This window comes from Streptosporangium sp. OZ121 (assembly GCF_051918885.1).
Classification (GTDB): domain Bacteria; phylum Actinomycetota; class Actinomycetes; order Streptosporangiales; family Streptosporangiaceae; genus Streptosporangium.
In genome coordinates this window covers 1-15,717 of sequence record NZ_JBPXMC010000033.1, presented here as the reverse complement: position 1 = coordinate 15,717, position 15,717 = coordinate 1, and the positions used below count along the sequence as shown (strand labels likewise).

The window sequence follows — 15,717 nt, the reverse complement described above, 5'->3', positions numbered from 1 at the left end:
CCTTTTCCTCCGTCTTCCCCCCGCCGCCCGCGCGGCGAGAGGGCCGGGGAGCCGCGAAAGACCGGGAGGCCGGGAGGTCGGGAGGGCCGGTTCCCGGGATCCCAGGAACCCGGGAACCCGAACGAGCCGGAACCCGGGAGGCCGGGAACGCGAAAGGGGCCCCGGCACTCCGGGGCCCCTTTCGCGTGGCGACCCAGATCAGAACGGCTCAGATCAAAACGGCTCGGATCAGGACGGCTCGGACCAGGATGGCTCAGATAAGACCGAGCTCGCGCACCGCGGCACGCTCCTCCTCCAGCTCGCGCACCGTGGCGTCGATGCGCTCGCGGGAGAAGGCGTCGATCTCCAGGCCCTGGATGATCTCCCACTTGCCGTCGCGCGAGGTGACCGGGAAGGACGAGATGAGCCCCTCCGGCACGCCGTACGAACCGTCGGAGGGAATCGCGGCCGAGGTCCAGGCGGTGCCGTTGACCCAGTCGAAGACGTGGTCGACCGCCGCGTTGGCGGCGGAGGCGGCCGAGGACGCGCCCCGGGCCTCGATGATCGCGGCGCCGCGCTTGGCGACGGTGGGGATGAAGGTGTCGCGCAGCCAGGCCTCGTCGACCAGCTCGGCGGCGATCTTGCCACCGACCTCGGCGTGGAAGAGGTCGGGGTACTGAGTGGCGGAGTGGTTGCCCCAGATCGTCATCTTCTTGATCTCGGTGACCGGTACCCGCAGTTTGGCGGCGAGCTGGGACAGCGCGCGGTTGTGGTCGAGGCGGGTCATCGCGGTGAAGCGCTCGGCCGGGACGTCCGGGGCGTGCTGCTGGGCGATGAGCGCGTTGGTGTTGGCCGGGTTGCCGACCGCCAGCACGCGGATGTCGTCGGCCGCGTTGTCGTTGATCGCCTTGCCCTGCGGGCCGAAGATGCCGCCGTTGGCCTGGAGGAGGTCGCCGCGCTCCATGCCCTTGCTCCGGGGACGGGCACCGACCAGCAGCGCGACGTTGGCGCCGTTGAAGGCCACGTTCGGGTCGTCGGTGATCTCGATGCCGCTCAGCAGCGGGAACGCGCAGTCGTCGAGCTCCATCGCGGTGCCCTCGGCGGCCTTCACGGCCTGCGGGATCTCCAGGAGGCTCAGCGTGACCGGGACGTCGGCGCCCAGCAACTGGCCCGAGGCGATGCGGAAAAGCAGCGCGTAGCCGATCTGACCGGCGGCGCCGGTGACGGTGACCTTTACGGGAGTCTGGGCCATGACCTTCCCCCACTCGAAGGATGAATTGTGACGCTCGGATGCTACCCGTCCACGGTGGACGGCCGTCCGGCGAGTGCCCCGATCCGCGCGCCGGGCGGCGGGACCGGCGGTCGACCGGCAGGGCGAGCAGGACGAACGCCCCTCGACGGCGAGGCACGGCCCTGGCACCCGGCCCCGTGCCAGGATCCCGGCGGAGGTCTCCGCGGGGGCCCTGGCACGGTCAGGTGCAGGCGGCCATGGTGGGGGCGTCGTTCTCCCTTCCCGGGAACTCGACCCTGGAGAAGTGCTTGTCGAGCAGCGTGCGGATCGTGCCGCTCCGGTAGAGGTCGGCGATCGCCCCCTTGACGGCCTCGCAGGTGCGCACGTCGCCCCTCTTGAGGGCCACCGCGTAGCGCTCGTCGGTGAGCTTCAGGCCGAGCAGCTTGTAGCGGATGCTCTCCCGGTTGGCGAAACCGGCCAGCAGCAGGTCGTCGCCCGGGATCGCGTCGACCTCGCCGGCCTGCAGCATGTTGACGCACTCGGAGTATGTCTCGGCGGCGACCAGCCTGAGCTGTTCGACCGCGCCCTGCAGGACGGCCACGGCCGCGCTGGAGGCCGGCTGGCACATCCGGCCGCCCTCCAGGCCTTTCAGGTCCACGATCGGCGAACCGTCCTTGACGAGGGCGTCGACGTGGGCGAGGTAGTACGGCCCGGCGAAGGTGACGTCGTCGGTGTCGTTGATCGAGTACGTCGCCAGGACGAGGTCGACGTCTCCGTCCGCCAGCAGTTTCGGCCGTTCGGGGCGGCCGGTGCCCCGGAAGGTGACACCGCTCGCCGGCACTCCCAGCGCCTTGGCGATCTCCAGGGCGAGATCGATCTCGAAGCCGCTCCACCTGCTCTGGTTCTGCAGGGCGATACCGGGCAGGAAGTCGCGCACACCGACGACGAGCCTGCCTGTTTTGGCGGCCTTGTCCACCACGGAGGTGAACGCGGCGGGGACGGGTTCCCCCGGCCCGCTCTCCGGATCGGCCCCCGGCCACCAGCGGACCGCGGCGGCCCCGCCGGCGATCAGCAGCAGCACGGCCACGGCGGCGGCGATCCAGCGCCCCCTGCGCGGGCGCGGCGGCGTTTCCGGGGCCCCGACGAGGGTCGTGGACGCCTGCCAGCTGGGCGGCGGCACCTCGCCCCCGTGCTCCGCGTACCCCGTGCCGTCGCCGTACGCGGGAGGCGGAGGGTGGTCCCAGTAGTCCGGCGACGAGGGGTGGCCGCGATGCACCGGTGAGCGGCGATCCGGAGAGAGCTGATCCGGGGGGCTCTGCCGCGGGAGGCGACGGTCCTCGGGGCGCGACTCGGGAAAGCGCTGGTCCGGGAAACGCTGGTCGGGGAAGCGCTGGTCGAGGAAGGACGGATGCTCCACGGGAGGAGGGGCGGGGGTGTGCGACGGCCCGCCGTGGGCGGCGGGTGCGCGACGCTCGCCCTGGCCCGGCCCGGTCTCCCGGTGAACCCCCTGGCCGCTCCGGCCGCTCTGATCGCCCCGCCCGGGGTGGGAGCCCTGGTCGTGGAGGAGGTGGGAGCCCTGGTCGTGGACGGGGTGGGAGCCCTGGTCGTGGACGGGGTGCCGGGCCTGGAATCCCGTGGACGGGAGGGGCAGCTCGCCCGAGACGCCGCCCGTCCGGGGCTTCGGGGTGCGCATGGGACTGGTGGCGTCGTTGTCGCGGCCCTGATCGCCGTCGTCGGCGTGTCCCCGGTCGCGACCCTGATCACGGCCCTGATCACGGTCCCGCTCCCGGCCCTGATCACGGTCCCGCTCCCGGAATCGGGATTCGTCGCGGGGCGGCTCGGGGACGGCGACCTTGGCACCCTGGGTGAGGATCGCGGGCGAGGCGTTCACCGTCTCCGGGTGGCCGAGCAGCCGGAGCAGGAGCTGGTCGGCCGAGGGGCGCGTGGCGGGCGACTTGGCCAGCGCCGAGCCGACCACGCCGCGCAACGGCTCCGGCAGCGTGCCGAGCTCGACCTCGTGGTTGAGGATGCGGTTGAGCACCACGGCGATCGAGCTCCCGGCGAAGATCGTCTCGCCGGTCGCGGCGAACGCGATGGTCGCCCCCCAGGCGAAGACGTCGGTGTGCGGTCCGACCTCGGAGCCGGAGATCTGCTCCGGCGCCATGTACGCGGGGGTGCCGATGGCCCGGCTGGTGATCGTGCCGGTGGAGTCGAGGATGCGGGCGATGCCGAAGTCGACGACCCTCGGGCCGTCGGCCGCGATGAGCACGTTGTCCGGCTTGAAGTCGCGGTGCACGATCGAGGCGTGGTGGATCGCGGTGAGCGCGGTGGCCGTGCCGATCGCCAGCCGCTGCAGCGGGGCGCCCTTGAGGGGGCCGTCGGTCTCCACGACCTCGCGCAGCGACCTGCCCTCGATGTACTCGCTCGCGATGTAGGGGGTGTCGCCTTCGAGGTCGGCGTCCATCACGCCCGCCGTGCAGAACGAGGCGACCCGCTGGGCCGCCCTCGCCTCCCTGGCGAACCGGGACCTGGCGACGGCGTCGCCGGAGAACTTCACGTGCAGCAGCTTGATCGCCGCCCGCTCCCCCGCGGCGTTGATCCCCAGGTAGACGATGCCCTGTCCGCCCTCGCCGACCCGCCCGACGACGCGGAACGGCCCGAGCTGGCGCGGCTCTCCCGCTTCCAGTGGCGCGATCTCCGGCATCATCGTCCCCACGGTCTCGTAATCTTCGACGTGGCAAACTTTACGGCGCCATGACCCGCCCTCTCCCCCTGTTATCCCGACGTGACCTCACATCTCTCATGACGACGACCCGCCTCCCGCCCGTATCGCGATGAAAAACGGCAGACGCCCTCACCCCCCAATCTCCGACATTCACCCCAATCTGGCGCTCCAGCCGCTTAGATCGCTACCGTTGTACGTCCCTCAGGCAAGCCGGAGCTAAAACTTCCATGCGCCGATATATCGGTTATCGCGAGTTCGTGCAGCGCGATCAGCGTTCCCTCGTCGGCACCGCCCTTCTCCTCACCGGCAGCCACGAGCAGGCCATCCGCCTCACCCTGCGCTCCTTCCACACCGTCGCCCTCTCCTGGCCGCCGCCGCTGTGGGAGAACCCCACCACGCACGCCCAGATCGCGCTCTACCGCCGCTTCCTCCAGCGGCCGAGCGCCGCCGGCCCGACGGCCCTGGTACGGATCCCACCCCGGCAGCGGCTCCTCGTGGTCGCCTGCCTGCACGACGGCAGGTCCCGCGCGGAGATGGCCTCCCTTCTCGGGCTCCCGGAGGAGACCGTGAAGTCGGAGATCGCCGCGGCGGTCGACACCCTCACCAAGGGCAGCGAGAGCCGTCTGATCACCAGGATGGCCACGGCCGCGGGTGAGGCCTCGGTCCCCGATCTCACCGTCCGGTCCATGCGCACGCTCAGGCGGCGTCGCGCCAGGGGTGCCCTCCTGGCCGTGGCGGCGGCGCTCGTGCCGGTCGGCCTGATCGCCGCCTTCGTCGTGTCCCAGCAGGGCGAGGTGTGGAACTCGGCGCTGGGCGAGCGCAGCCGGCCGCACGCCGCACAGGCCCAGGAGCCCGTACGAGCGGTCTCCAGCCCGGAACCGGGCGGCTCGGGGCCGGGCGGCGAGGAACCCGGCGCCGTCCCGGCACCGTGGCAGGCCCCGCGGACCTCCTCGGTGATCCGCTACGCGGTCCCCGGGCCGTGTCCCGACGCCCCCGTCGGGACACCTCCCGCGCGCGCCGGAGACGTCACCTGCGCGGGCTGGACGCTGACGATGGCCTCCGGCGGCCCCGAGAGCCCCGCTCCCGGCCTCGCCGGGTGCGAGGGCCGCGAACCCTGCGAGGCGACGCTGCGCGTCCCCGACGCCGCCCAGCGCCTCGCGCACGGCGACGGGGGGGAGCGTCCGCGGCTCGCCCCCGCCATCAGCCGCGACGGGCGCCGCATCGCCTACCTGAGCGCGGCGGAGCGACGGTACGTGGCCCACGACCTCGGCAGCGGCGTGAAGCGCTACCTGTCACCGGTCCTCGCCCCCGCCGACACCGAGAACGGCACGCTGGTGAGCGTCTCCGCCAACGGCCGCCACTTCACCGTCGCCCTCGGCGAGCGGCGGCTGCGGACCGACTTCACGACCGGCGCCCTGACATCTGTGCCCGCAGGACAGATGCCTCCGGCGCAGCGGATCGCCACCTGGCTCCAGAAGAGGTACGGGACCTGGGCCGACTCTCCCGGCGGAAGACACTCCGCCGCGGTCGTCGCCGGGAAGGGCGAGGACCTCCACAGCCTCCACGTCATCGACGCCGCGTCGCGACGGGTCTTCAGGCGGCTCCCGCTCCCCGAGACGAGGCGGCCCGCCACGGCCGAGGTCGTGGGCTGGCTGAGCAACCGCGAGGTGGTCGTGCGGATGAACGCCAAGGCCGGGGGCGGCCTTCTCGGCTTCTACCGGGTGGACGCCGTCACCGGGCGGTCGCACCGCGTGCCCGGCCTCCCGGCGGACGCCCCCCTCGTCCTGGGGGCCGTGGCGGCACCGTGACCGGCCGCCCGGCGCCGTGACGACGACCCGGAAGTGGCCGGGCCGCGGCCGGGCCGGGGCTCCACGAGCGCGGTGAGGGACCGCCCGCCTTCCGCGCGAGATCGCACCGCCCCGTCTTCGCGGCCCCGTCTTCGGTCACCGGCGCGCCATGGGGGCGTTTCCCGGCCGCGGCCCTCACCCCGGGACGTCCAACGGCGGATCGTCCGAGGAAACAGCCTCCGCCTGGCACGGCGAGTGCGGGCGGAGGCCGAATTCGACGGACGGCCTTACAGGCTCATCTTCTTCTTCAGGTTCTCGTCCAGGGCCGCCAGGAAGTCCTGGGTGGTCAGCCACTTGGCGTCGCCGCCGACCAGCAGGGCGAGGTCCTTGGTCATCTGGCCGCCCTCGACGGTCTCGACGCAGACCTGCTCCAGCTTGTCGGCGAAGTCGATCAGCGCGGGGGTGTTGTCGAGCTTGCCGCGGTGCTGCAGGCCCCGGGTCCACGCGAAGATCGAGGCGATCGGGTTCGTGGAGGTGGGGTTGCCCTTCTGGTGCTCGCGGTAGTGGCGGGTCACCGTGCCGTGGGCGGCCTCGGCCTCGACGGTCCGGCCGTCGGGGGTGAGCAGGACCGAGGTCATCAGGCCGAGCGAGCCGAAGCCCTGCGCGACGGTGTCGGACTGGACGTCGCCGTCGTAGTTCTTGGCGGCCCAGACGTATCCGCCCTCCCACTTGAGCGCCGCGGCGACCATGTCGTCGATGAGACGGTGCTCGTAGGTGATCCCGGCGGCGTCGAAGTCGGCCTTGAACTCGGTCTCGAAGACCTCCGCGAAGATGTCCTTGAAGCGGCCGTCGTAGACCTTCATGATCGTGTTCTTCGTGGAGAGGTAGACCGGGTAGCCGCGCGACAGGCCGTACCGCATGGAGGAGCGGGCGAAGTCGCGGATCGATTCGTCCAGGTTGTACATCGCCATCGCGACGCCGGGGCCGGGGAAGTCGTAGACGTCGAGCTCGATCGGCTCCGAGCCGTCCTTGGGGGTGTAGGTGAGGGTGAGGCTGCCCTCGCCGGGGATCTTCAGGTCGGTGGCGCGGTACTGGTCGCCGAACGCGTGACGGCCGATGATGATCGGCTTGGTCCAGCCGGGGACGAGCCTCGGCACGTTGGACATGATGATCGGCTCACGGAAGATGACACCGCCGAGGATGTTACGGATGGTCCCGTTCGGGGACTTCCACATCTTCTTGAGGCCGAACTCCTCCACCCGAGCCTCGTCAGGGGTGATCGTGGCGCACTTGACGCCGACGCCGTACTGCTTGATCGCGTTCGCGGCGTCGATCGTCACCTGGTCGTCGGTGGCGTCGCGGTGCTCGATCCCGAGGTCGTAGTACTTCAGGTCGACGTCGAGGTAGGGAAGGATCAGCTGGTCCTTGATGAACTGCCAGATGATCCGGGTCATCTCGTCGCCGTCAAGCTCGACGACGGGGCCCTCTACCTTGATCTTGGGCATGCGTGTGGTTCCCCTTCTGAACTAAATTGGCCAGACAGTCCTTTTTGAGGCTCACTGGCCGTTGAGGCTATCGGACGTGGTCGATCCCCTCGCGGCGCACCCGGTCATCCGACCCGTCACATCGGTATGTGGTCCTTGAACTCAAGGATGATCCCGGCCACCGCCAGCACGACGCCGAGACCTCCCAGCGTGACGACGTCGGTGGCCTTGCGGCGGACGGCGAGCCGCCCGCCCCCGGCCAGCCGGGCGAGCGCCCCCAGCATCATGACGGCGCCCATGGCGATTCCGCCCCAGTAGGGCAGGCCAAGCAGCACGGCGAGGACCAGCGCGACGAGCGCGCCGCCCACCACCAGGGGGTAGGCCCCCCAACGTTCCCTGTTCGCCTCGACCGCTCGCGCGTTCACCGGCCCACCACCCGCTCTCGCCCCTGACGTCGGCTCATCGCTCGGAGATCGGCTTCCACTTCTGGTCGCGCTCGCCGATGTACTCGCTGTCCGGGCGGATCAGCCGGTTGTCGGCGTGCTGCTCGATGACGTGTGCGGTCCATCCTGACATGCGGCTGACCGAGAAGACCGGAGTGAACAGATCCGTCGGGATGCCGAGATAGTGGTAGACGGTCGCCGCGTAGAAGTCGACGTTCGGGTAGAGGCCCTTCGTCTCGAAGACGACCTCCTCCATCTCCTTGGACATCCGGTAGTACGTGTCGTCGCCGGAGGCCTCGCCGAGTTCCTGCGACATCTTGCGCAGGTGCGTGGCGCGCGGGTCCTCGGTCTTGTAGACGCGGTGCCCGAAACCCATGATCTTCTCGCCTGCGGCGAGCCTGTCCCGGACGGCCTGGGCCACCGAACCCGCGTCGAGCGACTCCAGGGTGCGCATGACCTGCTCATTGGCACCGCCGTGCAGGGGGCCCTTGAGGGTGCCGATCGCCGCCACGACCGCCGAGTGCATGTCGGACAGGGTCGCGGCACAGACGCGGGCGGCGAACGTGGAGGCGTTCATCGTGTGGTCGGCGTGCAGGACCAGGCAGGCGTCGAAGATCTCGACCTCGCGCTCACCGGGGGTACGGCCGGTGATCTGGAGCAGGAAGTTCGCCGCCACGCTCAGCTCGGGGTCCGGATCGGGCACGGTGGCCCCGGTCCTGGCCGCGTGGTAGCGGGCCACGAGGATCGGCTGCTGCGCGGTCAGCCTGGCGGCCTTGCGCAGGTTCGCCTCGGGAGCGTTGGTGCCCTTGTCCGGATCGTCACCCCCGGCCAGCGAGACCAGCGTGCGCAGCGCCTCCATGGGGGCCTGCTTCTCCGCGATCTCCTGGATGTTGGCCTCGGCGAGCGTGCCGAGCGTGCGCCCTCGGACCAGTTCCTCACCGTACGTCAGCAGTTGCTCTCGCGTGGGGAGGGTGCCGTACTGGAGCAGGTGGGCGGTCTCTTCGAAGGTGGTGCGGCCGGCCAGATCGTGGATGTCGTAGCCACGATAGAAGAGGCGACCGGCCTGACCGTCGATGTCACTGAGCGCTGTGGACGCGGCTACGACATCGGCGAGACCTTTGGTGGGCTTGTCCGCCATGAGTGTTTCCTCCGCTTATCTGTGCCCGAAGTCTACCTGTGAGCAGCGGAAACCCTCCCGAGAGGTACAGACCAATTTCACGAAGGATTCTCCTTCTGGCAAAGGCGATTCCCCATCACCTCGTTTGGGTAAGCCGGAGCTGTAGGAATAGTTACGGCGGGCTACCTGGGGAGGAACTGCCGTGGAGGGGCCGTTCATACGCATCGAGGACACTGGCGAGGTGGTCCCGTTGCGCCCCGAGATCACGACGATCGGACGTGGCCGGGGAGTGGACATCCGGCTCACCGATCCGAGTGTTTCCCGGCTGCACGCGGAATTCGTCCGGCGCGGACCCTACCTGTACGTCGTTGACCTGGGCCTGTCCCGCAACGGCACTCGGGTCAACGGCCGGCCGATCGCCCGGAGGGTGCTTGACGACGGCGACGTGGTGTCCTTCGGCGCGGCACGAGGCAGGATCGGCGGAGTGCCTCGCGAGGACTTCGCACCGGAGGTCGAGCTCCGCCGCGCCGCGGCACCGGAGCTGACCAGGCGGGAGGTTGATGTCCTGACGTCGCTGTGCCGTCCGGCGCTGTCGGACGAGGCGTTCGTCGCACCGGCCACGGCCAGGGAGATAGCCGACGATCTGGTGGTGACGGAGGCGGCTGTCAAGCAGCATCTCCTGCGCCTCTACCAGAAGTTCCGCATCCCCGAGGGGACCAACCGGCGCACCAGGCTGGCGAACGAGGTCGTCGCCCTGGGGCTGGTCAGGCCCACCCCCGTGGTGCCGCCGCAGCGCGCGGCCGGTTCCCCGGAGCCTCAGACGGCGTCGTCCACCACCGCCAACCGCAGGGCCTCGTAGAGGACCGCGGGCCCCCGCGAGCGGGATCAGCCCCGCTCGCGGGCGCGCCGCTCGGCGGCCTCGACCACGTTGGTGAGCAGCATGGCCCGGGTCATCGGGCCCACGCCGCCGGGGTTGGGAGTGAGGAAGCCCGCGACGTCCTCGACGCCCGGGGCCACGTCACCGGCGATCTTCCCGTCGACCCGGGAGACGCCGACGTCGAGCACGGCGGCGCCCGGCTTCACCATCTCCGCGGTGATCAGGTGCGGCACCCCGGCCGCGGCGACGACGATGTCGGCGCGCCGGGTGTGGGCCGCGAGGTCCTGGGTGCCGGTGTGGCAGAGGGTGACGGTGGCGTTCTCCGAGCGGCGGGTCAGCAGCAGGCCGAGGGAGCGGCCCACGGTGATGCCGCGGCCGACCACGACGACCTCGGTCCCCTTGACCGGCACCCCGTACGCCTGCAGGAGCGTGACGATGCCGTACGGCGTGCAGGGCAGCGGCGCGTCGACCATGTGGACCAGGCGGCCCAGGTTGACCGGGTGGAGGCCGTCGGCGTCCTTCGCCGGGTCCATCCGCTCGATCAGCGCCTGCGTGTCGAGGTGGCGGGGCAGCGGGAGCTGGACGATGTAGCCGGTGCACTCGGCGGAGGCGTCGAGCTCGTCGACGACCGCCTCGACGTCGGCCTGGGTGGCACTTTCCGGCAGGTCCCTGCGGATGGAGGAGATGCCCACCTCCGCGCAGTCGCGGTGCTTGCCGGCCACGTAGATCTGGCTGCCGGGATCACCGCCCACCAGGACGGTGCCGAGCCCGGGGACGACGCCCCGCTCCCTCAGCGCGGCCACCCGCGCCGTGAGGTCTGCCTTGATCTTCGCCGCCGTGGCCTTGCCGTCGAGAATCCGCGCGCTCATGCGGACAACCCTCTCACGGGATCGGCGGGAGCGGCGGGCCCGCCGGGATCGGCCGCCCCTCTGAGATCAGCCGCGCTCCGCCTCCCTCGCTTCCCTTCGCTCGATGATCCTGCGGGTGAAGGGAATCCACTCCATGGCCCGCCCGCTGAGGTAGGCCGCGCCGAGCGCGATGATGATCATCATCCAGGGGCTGATCCAGAAACCATGCATGATCACGAAGGCGTACAGGGCGTGGTCGAGCAGGGGCATAGGGGAGCTCCACGACTGGGACGAAAGGGATGCTTCAGACTAACCGCAGGTCAAACCTTTTTCACCCAGGGAGTCCTGTCTAATCCGCCACTTTCTTATCTCCCGTGTGCGGCCGCCACAGCCGTACGGCGGCCGCACACCGGGAACGGGTCAGTGGAAGAAGTGACGGGTGCCGGTGAAGTAGAGGGTCACCCCGGCCGCCTCGGCCGCCGCGACGACCTCCTCGTCCCGGATCGAACCGCCCGGCTCCACGATCGCCCTCACTCCCGCGTCGATGAGGATCTGCGGGCCGTCGGCGAAGGGGAAGAACGCGTCGGAGGCCGCCACGGCCCCCGAGGCGCGCTCGCCCGCCCGGGAGACCGCGAGCCGCGCCGAGTCGACCCGGTTGACCTGGCCCATGCCGACGCCCACGCTCGCGCCGTCCGAGGCCAGCAGGATCGCGTTGGACTTCACCGAGCGGCACGCCTTCCAGGCGAAGGCGAGGTCGGCGAGGACCTCGGCGGAGGCGGCGGGCCCGGCCTTCAGCTCCCAGGCGGACGGGTCGTCGCCCGGGGCGTCGACCCGGTCGGCGGTCTGCACCAGCAGGCCGCCGTCGATCCGGCGGAACTCCGCCGGGTTGGACGGCCCCGCGGGGCAGGACAGCAGCCGGATGTTCTTCTTGGCGGTGAGCACCTCCAGCGCCTCCTCCGTGAAGGAGGGGGCCACCACGACCTCGGTGAACACCTCGGCGATCTGCCGCGCCAGCTCCCCGGTCACCTCCGCGTTGACCGCGATCACGCCGCCGTACGCCGAGACGGGGTCGCAGGCGTGTGCCTTGCGGTGCGCCTCGGCGACGTCGGCGCCGACCGCGATGCCGCACGGGTTCTGGTGCTTGATGATCGCCACGGCGGGCCCGTCGAAGTCCCAGGCTGCCCGCCAGGCGGCGTCGGCGTCGAGGTAGTTGTTGTAGGACATCTCCTTGCCGTGCAGCTGCTCGGCGTTGGCCAGGCCGTCCTTCTGCCCCGAGTACAGGGCGGCGCCCTGGTGCGGGTTCTCGCCGTAGCGCAGCGGCGCCCGCAGCTCCCAGGCCGCGCCCATGTAACGCGGCCACGCGCCGTCCTCGGCGGCGTAGACGCTCGCGAACCAGGAGGCCACCGCGGTGTCGTACGAGGCGGTGTGGGCGTACGCGGCGGCGGCCAGGCGGCGGCGCTCGACGAGGGTGAAGCCGCCCGCGGCGACCGCGGCGAGCACGTCGCCGTAGGAGGCGGGGTCGACCACGACCGCGGCGGTGCCGTGGTTCTTGGCACCGGCCCGGATCATGGCGGGGCCGCCGATGTCGATCTGCTCCACGCACTCGGCGTCGGAGGCGCCGGAGGCCACGGTCTCCTGGAACGGGTAGAGGTTGACCACCACCAGCTCGAACGCTTCGATCTCCAGCTCTTCGAGCTGCTTGACGTGGGACGGGTTGCCGCTGTCGGCCAGCAGCCCGGCGTGCACGCGCGGGTGCAGCGTCTTGACCCGGCCGTCGAGGCACTCGGGGAAGCCGGTCAGTGACTCGACAGGAGTGACGGGGACGCCGAAGGAGGCGATCTTCGCGGCGGTGCCCCCCGTGGAGACGATCTCCACGCCCGCGGCGTCGAGCCCGCGGGCCAGTTCCTCCAGCCCGCTCTTGTCATACACCGCGATCAACGCGCGCCGGATGGCGATGCGGGTCACTTCGTGCTCCTCCTGGTTGGTTCCGGTTTTCTCCGAGGCGCCCGGCTCATTCACCGGGTCGTCCGAATCGGACAGTCCTGCCGGTCACGGTCCAGCCCTCGCGGGCCATCCGGCCGACGGTGTCGACGAGCAGGTGACGCTCGACGGTCTTGATGCGCTCGTGCAGGGCCGCCTCGTCGTCGCCGTCCAGCACGGGCACGGCCTCCTGGGCGATGATCGGCCCGGTGTCGACACCCGCGTCGGCGAGCATCACGGTGCAGCCGGTGACGCGCACGCCGTACGCGAGCGCGTCGCGGACGCCGTGCGCGCCGGGGAAGGAGGGCAGCAGGGCGGGGTGGGTGTTGAGGACCGGGAAGGCCTCCAGCGTCGGCGCGCCGAGGATCTTCATGAACCCCGCGCAGACCACGAGATCCGGCCGGTGCTCGGCGATGCGGGCGGCGAGCCTGTCGTCCCACTCCTCGCGGGTGGGGTGGTCGGCGAGCCTCTCCACGAAGGTCGGCACCCCCGCGCGCTGCGCGCGGGCCAGGCCCTCGACACCGGCGCGGTCGGCACCCACGGCCACGATCCGGGCACCGTAGGTTTCGTCTGCCACAGCGTCCAGCAGGGCCTGTAGGTTGGTTCCAGAACCGGACACGAGAACCACAAGCCGAACGGCCTGGGATGACACCGACGCACTCCATTCGGACGGGGACTCACGCCGCTGCAAGGGTATCGGCCTGTCCGTACGAACGATGCAAGGAGGTCAGGTGACACTACCGGTCGAGGTCCGGCCCGCTGAGAGCGCCGGTCGGAGGGCGCTGTGGCTCGCGGTCGCCGCGGCGGTGATGACGCTGGTGCTCCCCCTCGCGGGAATCGTCATGGCGATCTTCGCCCTCATCACCTCGATCCGCGCGATCCGGACGCTCCGCGCCATCCCCAAGCCGGCCGGCACCGCCGTGGTGGGCGTCGTGCTGTCGGCCGGGGCGTTGCTGATCTCGATCGCGGTGACGGCGCTGCAGTTCTACTTCGGTGACGAGCTGGCCGCCTACACCGAGTGCGGCAGGGGCGCGGGCACCATCGCGTCGCAGAACGAGTGCGTGGAGCAGCTCGAACGGGCCATGGAGCAGAAGATGCCCTTCCTCCAGCCGGGCCAGGTGCAGTTCCCCTTCCCGCCCTGACCGGCCCCTCCCCTCCCCTCCCCGCCATGACCGGCCGCCGGTGGCGATGTCACAGCCTCGGGTGCGCGGAACGCAGAGGCCCGGTTCTCAGTCGCGGTCCCAGGCGTAGGGGTCGACGTAGATGACGTGGCCGCCCTTGTCGTCGGTCTCGTCGACGATGTCGCGCCGGGGCGGGCGCGGCGGGTCGGGGCGGCGGGCCTTCTGCGAGCTCTCCGCCGCGGCCGAGGCGTGCTCGTCCTCCCAGTCGTCCCTGATGACCGGGATCGGCTGGGTGTCGCACTCCGTGGCGTCCAGCCAGTAGCCGGGGAGCTTCTGGAGCTCCTCCGGCTCGGCGAAGCCGACCTTGCCGGCCGCCGAGGCCGCCGCCTTGGCGATCTTGACACCCGCCTTGCGCACCGGCGCGGTGGCCGTGCCGACCTTGGCCGCCGCCTTGGTGACGGCCGTGTTGTGTCCACGGAAGATCAGCCACCAGTTGGCCAGCCCGGCGGAGATCCCCGCCGCGACACCCACCTCCAGGGTCACCGAGAGCATCACCTCCCACCCCGCGGGGCCCAGCGCGGACAGCCGCGCGCCGCCGAGCGAGCCGCCGGAGAGCGCCGCGAGCAGGCCCGCCGTCGCCCCGGTCGCCAGCCCGCAGACGAACCCCCACAGCGGCGCCCCCTCGTACGAGGGGGAGGGCGAGATCCGGACGACCAGGATGCCCGCCACGGCCCCCGCCACGAACGGCACCGCGATCACGATCATCACCCAGGCCGGGGTCGGGCCCGCCTCGGGCAGCGCGCCCAGGATCGGCAGGCTCGGCACCGTGCCCAGCTGCACGCCCGTCGGCGCGACCAGCGTGCCGGTGCCGACCGCGAAACCGGGACCCGCGATGTAGGCCAGCCCCCAGATGACGGCGTTGAGCAGGTAGAGCCCCTGGACCAGCAGGAGCAGCATCCCGCCGACGAACCCCGGTGCCAGGATCCCGGACAGCTCCTGGACCTGCCCGAAGTTGACCACGACGGCCCCGAGCACCATGACGGCACCCGCCATGAGCATGATCGCCAGTGCGGCGGACGTCCCGACCACGACCGAGCGCAGCCGCTCGGGCAGCAGGCGCAGCATCGACCGCCAGGGCCCGATCGTCCTGGCGACGGCCACGGAGCCCGCGATGAAGGCCAGCGCCAGATGGCTGACCAGCACGTCGCCGAGGAAGGGCTGGGTGATCTCGTTCCTGGTGACCAGCGCGATCAGCCCGGCCAGCAGCGCGTACGGCGCCGCCAGCGAGATGCCCGCCTGCGCGATCAGGACCAGCTGCGCCCTGCGGCGGGCGTTGGACACCTCCTTCGGGGTGTTCTTGGGCAGCCGGGCGGGCAGCCGGAGCCGCAGGTCCGCGTCGCGGGCCATCCACATCCCGGCGCGGTACAGCAGGAAGGCGGGCAGGACCGTCAGCCCGAGCGGGAGCAGCCCCACCGAGCCGCCGGGTATCGCGAAGCCCGCGTGGTGCGCGGCCAGCCAGAGCTGCGACGCGGTGCGGAACACCGCGGGCAGGCCCGCGCCGAGCGCGCCGCGGGGGGCGGCGATCCAGCCGACCAGGGTGAGCGTGGTGAGCACCGCCAGCCCCACGCCGAGGGTCCACGCGGCGGCGAGCATCCCGGAGACGGGAAGCGGCCGGCGGACGTCATCGTCGTCACCCGTGAGGCCGGGCAGGGGGATACGGCTGAGGACGTTGCGGGGAGCCGTCCGTAGCTGATCGAAAAGGGCCGTCACAGTAGTCGATGGTCTCAGGATCTTCGGTGCGGAAGGGACTCCCGCGCCCGCGTGTCGCGCACCGTGTGACAGGAGTCCCCTGTGGTATCCGGGCCGCGCCGGAACGGGAACCGCTCGCGTCCCCTCCCCGGAGAAGGACATGCGACCATCGGACGACCACCGGTGGGAAACCGCGACGGCGCGTCACCCCGGAGCGTGCTCCGGGGTGACGCGCCGCGTTCGCCCGTTCCCGGGGCCATGGCCCCGGCGCCGTGCGCTAGAGCGACTTGACGACCTCGCGCATCAGGCGGGCGGTCTCGCTCGGGGTCCTGCCGACGCGGACGCCGACCTTCTCCAGGGCGTCCTTCTTGGCCTG

The 15,717-nt window shown here is 71.4% G+C and carries 13 protein-coding genes and 1 pseudogene; 3 read left to right on the top strand and 11 right to left on the bottom strand.

Annotated elements, in window-relative coordinates:
* Window positions 1-253: 253 nt before the first annotated feature.
* Window positions 254-1,231, bottom strand: a complete 978-nt coding sequence (locus tag ACTOQ1_RS36655) for a malate dehydrogenase (protein ID WP_440072567.1) — start codon at window positions 1,229-1,231, stop codon at window positions 254-256.
* Between the two features lie 220 nt (window positions 1,232-1,451).
* Window positions 1,452-3,917, bottom strand: a complete 2,466-nt coding sequence (locus tag ACTOQ1_RS36650) for a protein kinase domain-containing protein (protein ID WP_440072637.1) — start codon at window positions 3,915-3,917, stop codon at window positions 1,452-1,454.
* Window positions 3,918-4,192: 275 nt separating this feature from the next.
* On the opposite strand from ACTOQ1_RS36650, the gene ACTOQ1_RS36645 reads away from it, so the two are divergent.
* Window positions 4,193-5,743 (top strand): RNA polymerase sigma factor, encoded by a 1,551-nt coding sequence (locus tag ACTOQ1_RS36645; RefSeq protein ID WP_440072566.1) that lies wholly within the window; start codon window positions 4,193-4,195, stop codon window positions 5,741-5,743.
* A gap of 266 nt (window positions 5,744-6,009) precedes the next feature.
* Here ACTOQ1_RS36645 and ACTOQ1_RS36640 read toward each other — a convergent pair whose 3' ends face one another.
* From ACTOQ1_RS36640 to ACTOQ1_RS36630, 3 genes are all read right to left on the bottom strand, one after another.
* Window positions 6,010-7,227: an NADP-dependent isocitrate dehydrogenase gene (locus ACTOQ1_RS36640; protein WP_440072565.1), complete on the bottom strand. Its 1,218-nt coding sequence runs from the start codon at window positions 7,225-7,227 to the stop codon at window positions 6,010-6,012.
* A 116-nt stretch (window positions 7,228-7,343) separates the two neighbouring features.
* The gene (locus tag ACTOQ1_RS36635; RefSeq protein WP_440072564.1) at window positions 7,344-7,631 is read right to left on the bottom strand and encodes a hypothetical protein; all 288 of its coding nucleotides are present in this window, start codon (window positions 7,629-7,631) and stop codon (window positions 7,344-7,346) included.
* A gap of 34 nt (window positions 7,632-7,665) precedes the next feature.
* The gene (locus ACTOQ1_RS36630; protein WP_440072563.1) at window positions 7,666-8,787 is read right to left on the bottom strand and encodes a citrate/2-methylcitrate synthase; all 1,122 of its coding nucleotides are present in this window, start codon (window positions 8,785-8,787) and stop codon (window positions 7,666-7,668) included.
* Between the two features lie 181 nt (window positions 8,788-8,968).
* Between ACTOQ1_RS36630 and ACTOQ1_RS36625 the strand changes: the two genes are divergently transcribed.
* Window positions 8,969-9,625, top strand: coding sequence for an FHA domain-containing protein (locus ACTOQ1_RS36625; protein WP_344749230.1), 657 nt, complete (start codon window positions 8,969-8,971; stop codon window positions 9,623-9,625).
* A 26-nt stretch (window positions 9,626-9,651) separates the two neighbouring features.
* On the opposite strand, the gene ACTOQ1_RS36620 is transcribed toward ACTOQ1_RS36625, so the two are convergent.
* The 4 genes from ACTOQ1_RS36620 to purN form a co-directional block, all read right to left on the bottom strand.
* A complete protein-coding gene (locus ACTOQ1_RS36620) occupies window positions 9,652-10,512 on the bottom strand; it encodes a bifunctional methylenetetrahydrofolate dehydrogenase/methenyltetrahydrofolate cyclohydrolase (RefSeq protein WP_440072562.1) in 861 nt (286 codons plus the stop codon).
* Between the two features lie 66 nt (window positions 10,513-10,578).
* A complete protein-coding gene (locus ACTOQ1_RS36615; protein ID WP_362678706.1) occupies window positions 10,579-10,761 on the bottom strand; it encodes a hypothetical protein in 183 nt (60 codons plus the stop codon).
* A 150-nt stretch (window positions 10,762-10,911) separates the two neighbouring features.
* On the bottom strand, window positions 10,912-12,456 hold the full coding sequence (gene purH, locus ACTOQ1_RS36610; protein WP_440072561.1) for a bifunctional phosphoribosylaminoimidazolecarboxamide formyltransferase/IMP cyclohydrolase: 1,545 nt from the start codon (window positions 12,454-12,456) through the stop codon (window positions 10,912-10,914).
* A 46-nt stretch (window positions 12,457-12,502) separates the two neighbouring features.
* Entirely contained in the window at window positions 12,503-13,123 is a 621-nt protein-coding gene (gene purN / locus ACTOQ1_RS36605; RefSeq protein WP_440072560.1) for a phosphoribosylglycinamide formyltransferase, read from the bottom strand.
* A gap of 79 nt (window positions 13,124-13,202) precedes the next feature.
* Here purN and ACTOQ1_RS36600 point away from each other — a divergent pair, with 79 nt between their 5' ends.
* A complete protein-coding gene (locus tag ACTOQ1_RS36600) occupies window positions 13,203-13,613 on the top strand; it encodes a hypothetical protein (RefSeq protein WP_440072559.1) in 411 nt (136 codons plus the stop codon).
* Window positions 13,614-13,700: 87 nt separating this feature from the next.
* Here ACTOQ1_RS36600 and ACTOQ1_RS36595 read toward each other — a convergent pair whose 3' ends face one another.
* Together ACTOQ1_RS36595 and ACTOQ1_RS36590 are read right to left on the bottom strand one after the other, a co-directional pair.
* Window positions 13,701-15,362: a cell division protein PerM gene (locus ACTOQ1_RS36595; protein WP_440072558.1), complete on the bottom strand. Its 1,662-nt coding sequence runs from the start codon at window positions 15,360-15,362 to the stop codon at window positions 13,701-13,703.
* A 256-nt stretch (window positions 15,363-15,618) separates the two neighbouring features.
* A pseudogene (locus tag ACTOQ1_RS36590) lies at window positions 15,619-15,717 on the bottom strand (succinate--CoA ligase subunit alpha); the annotation flags it as partial.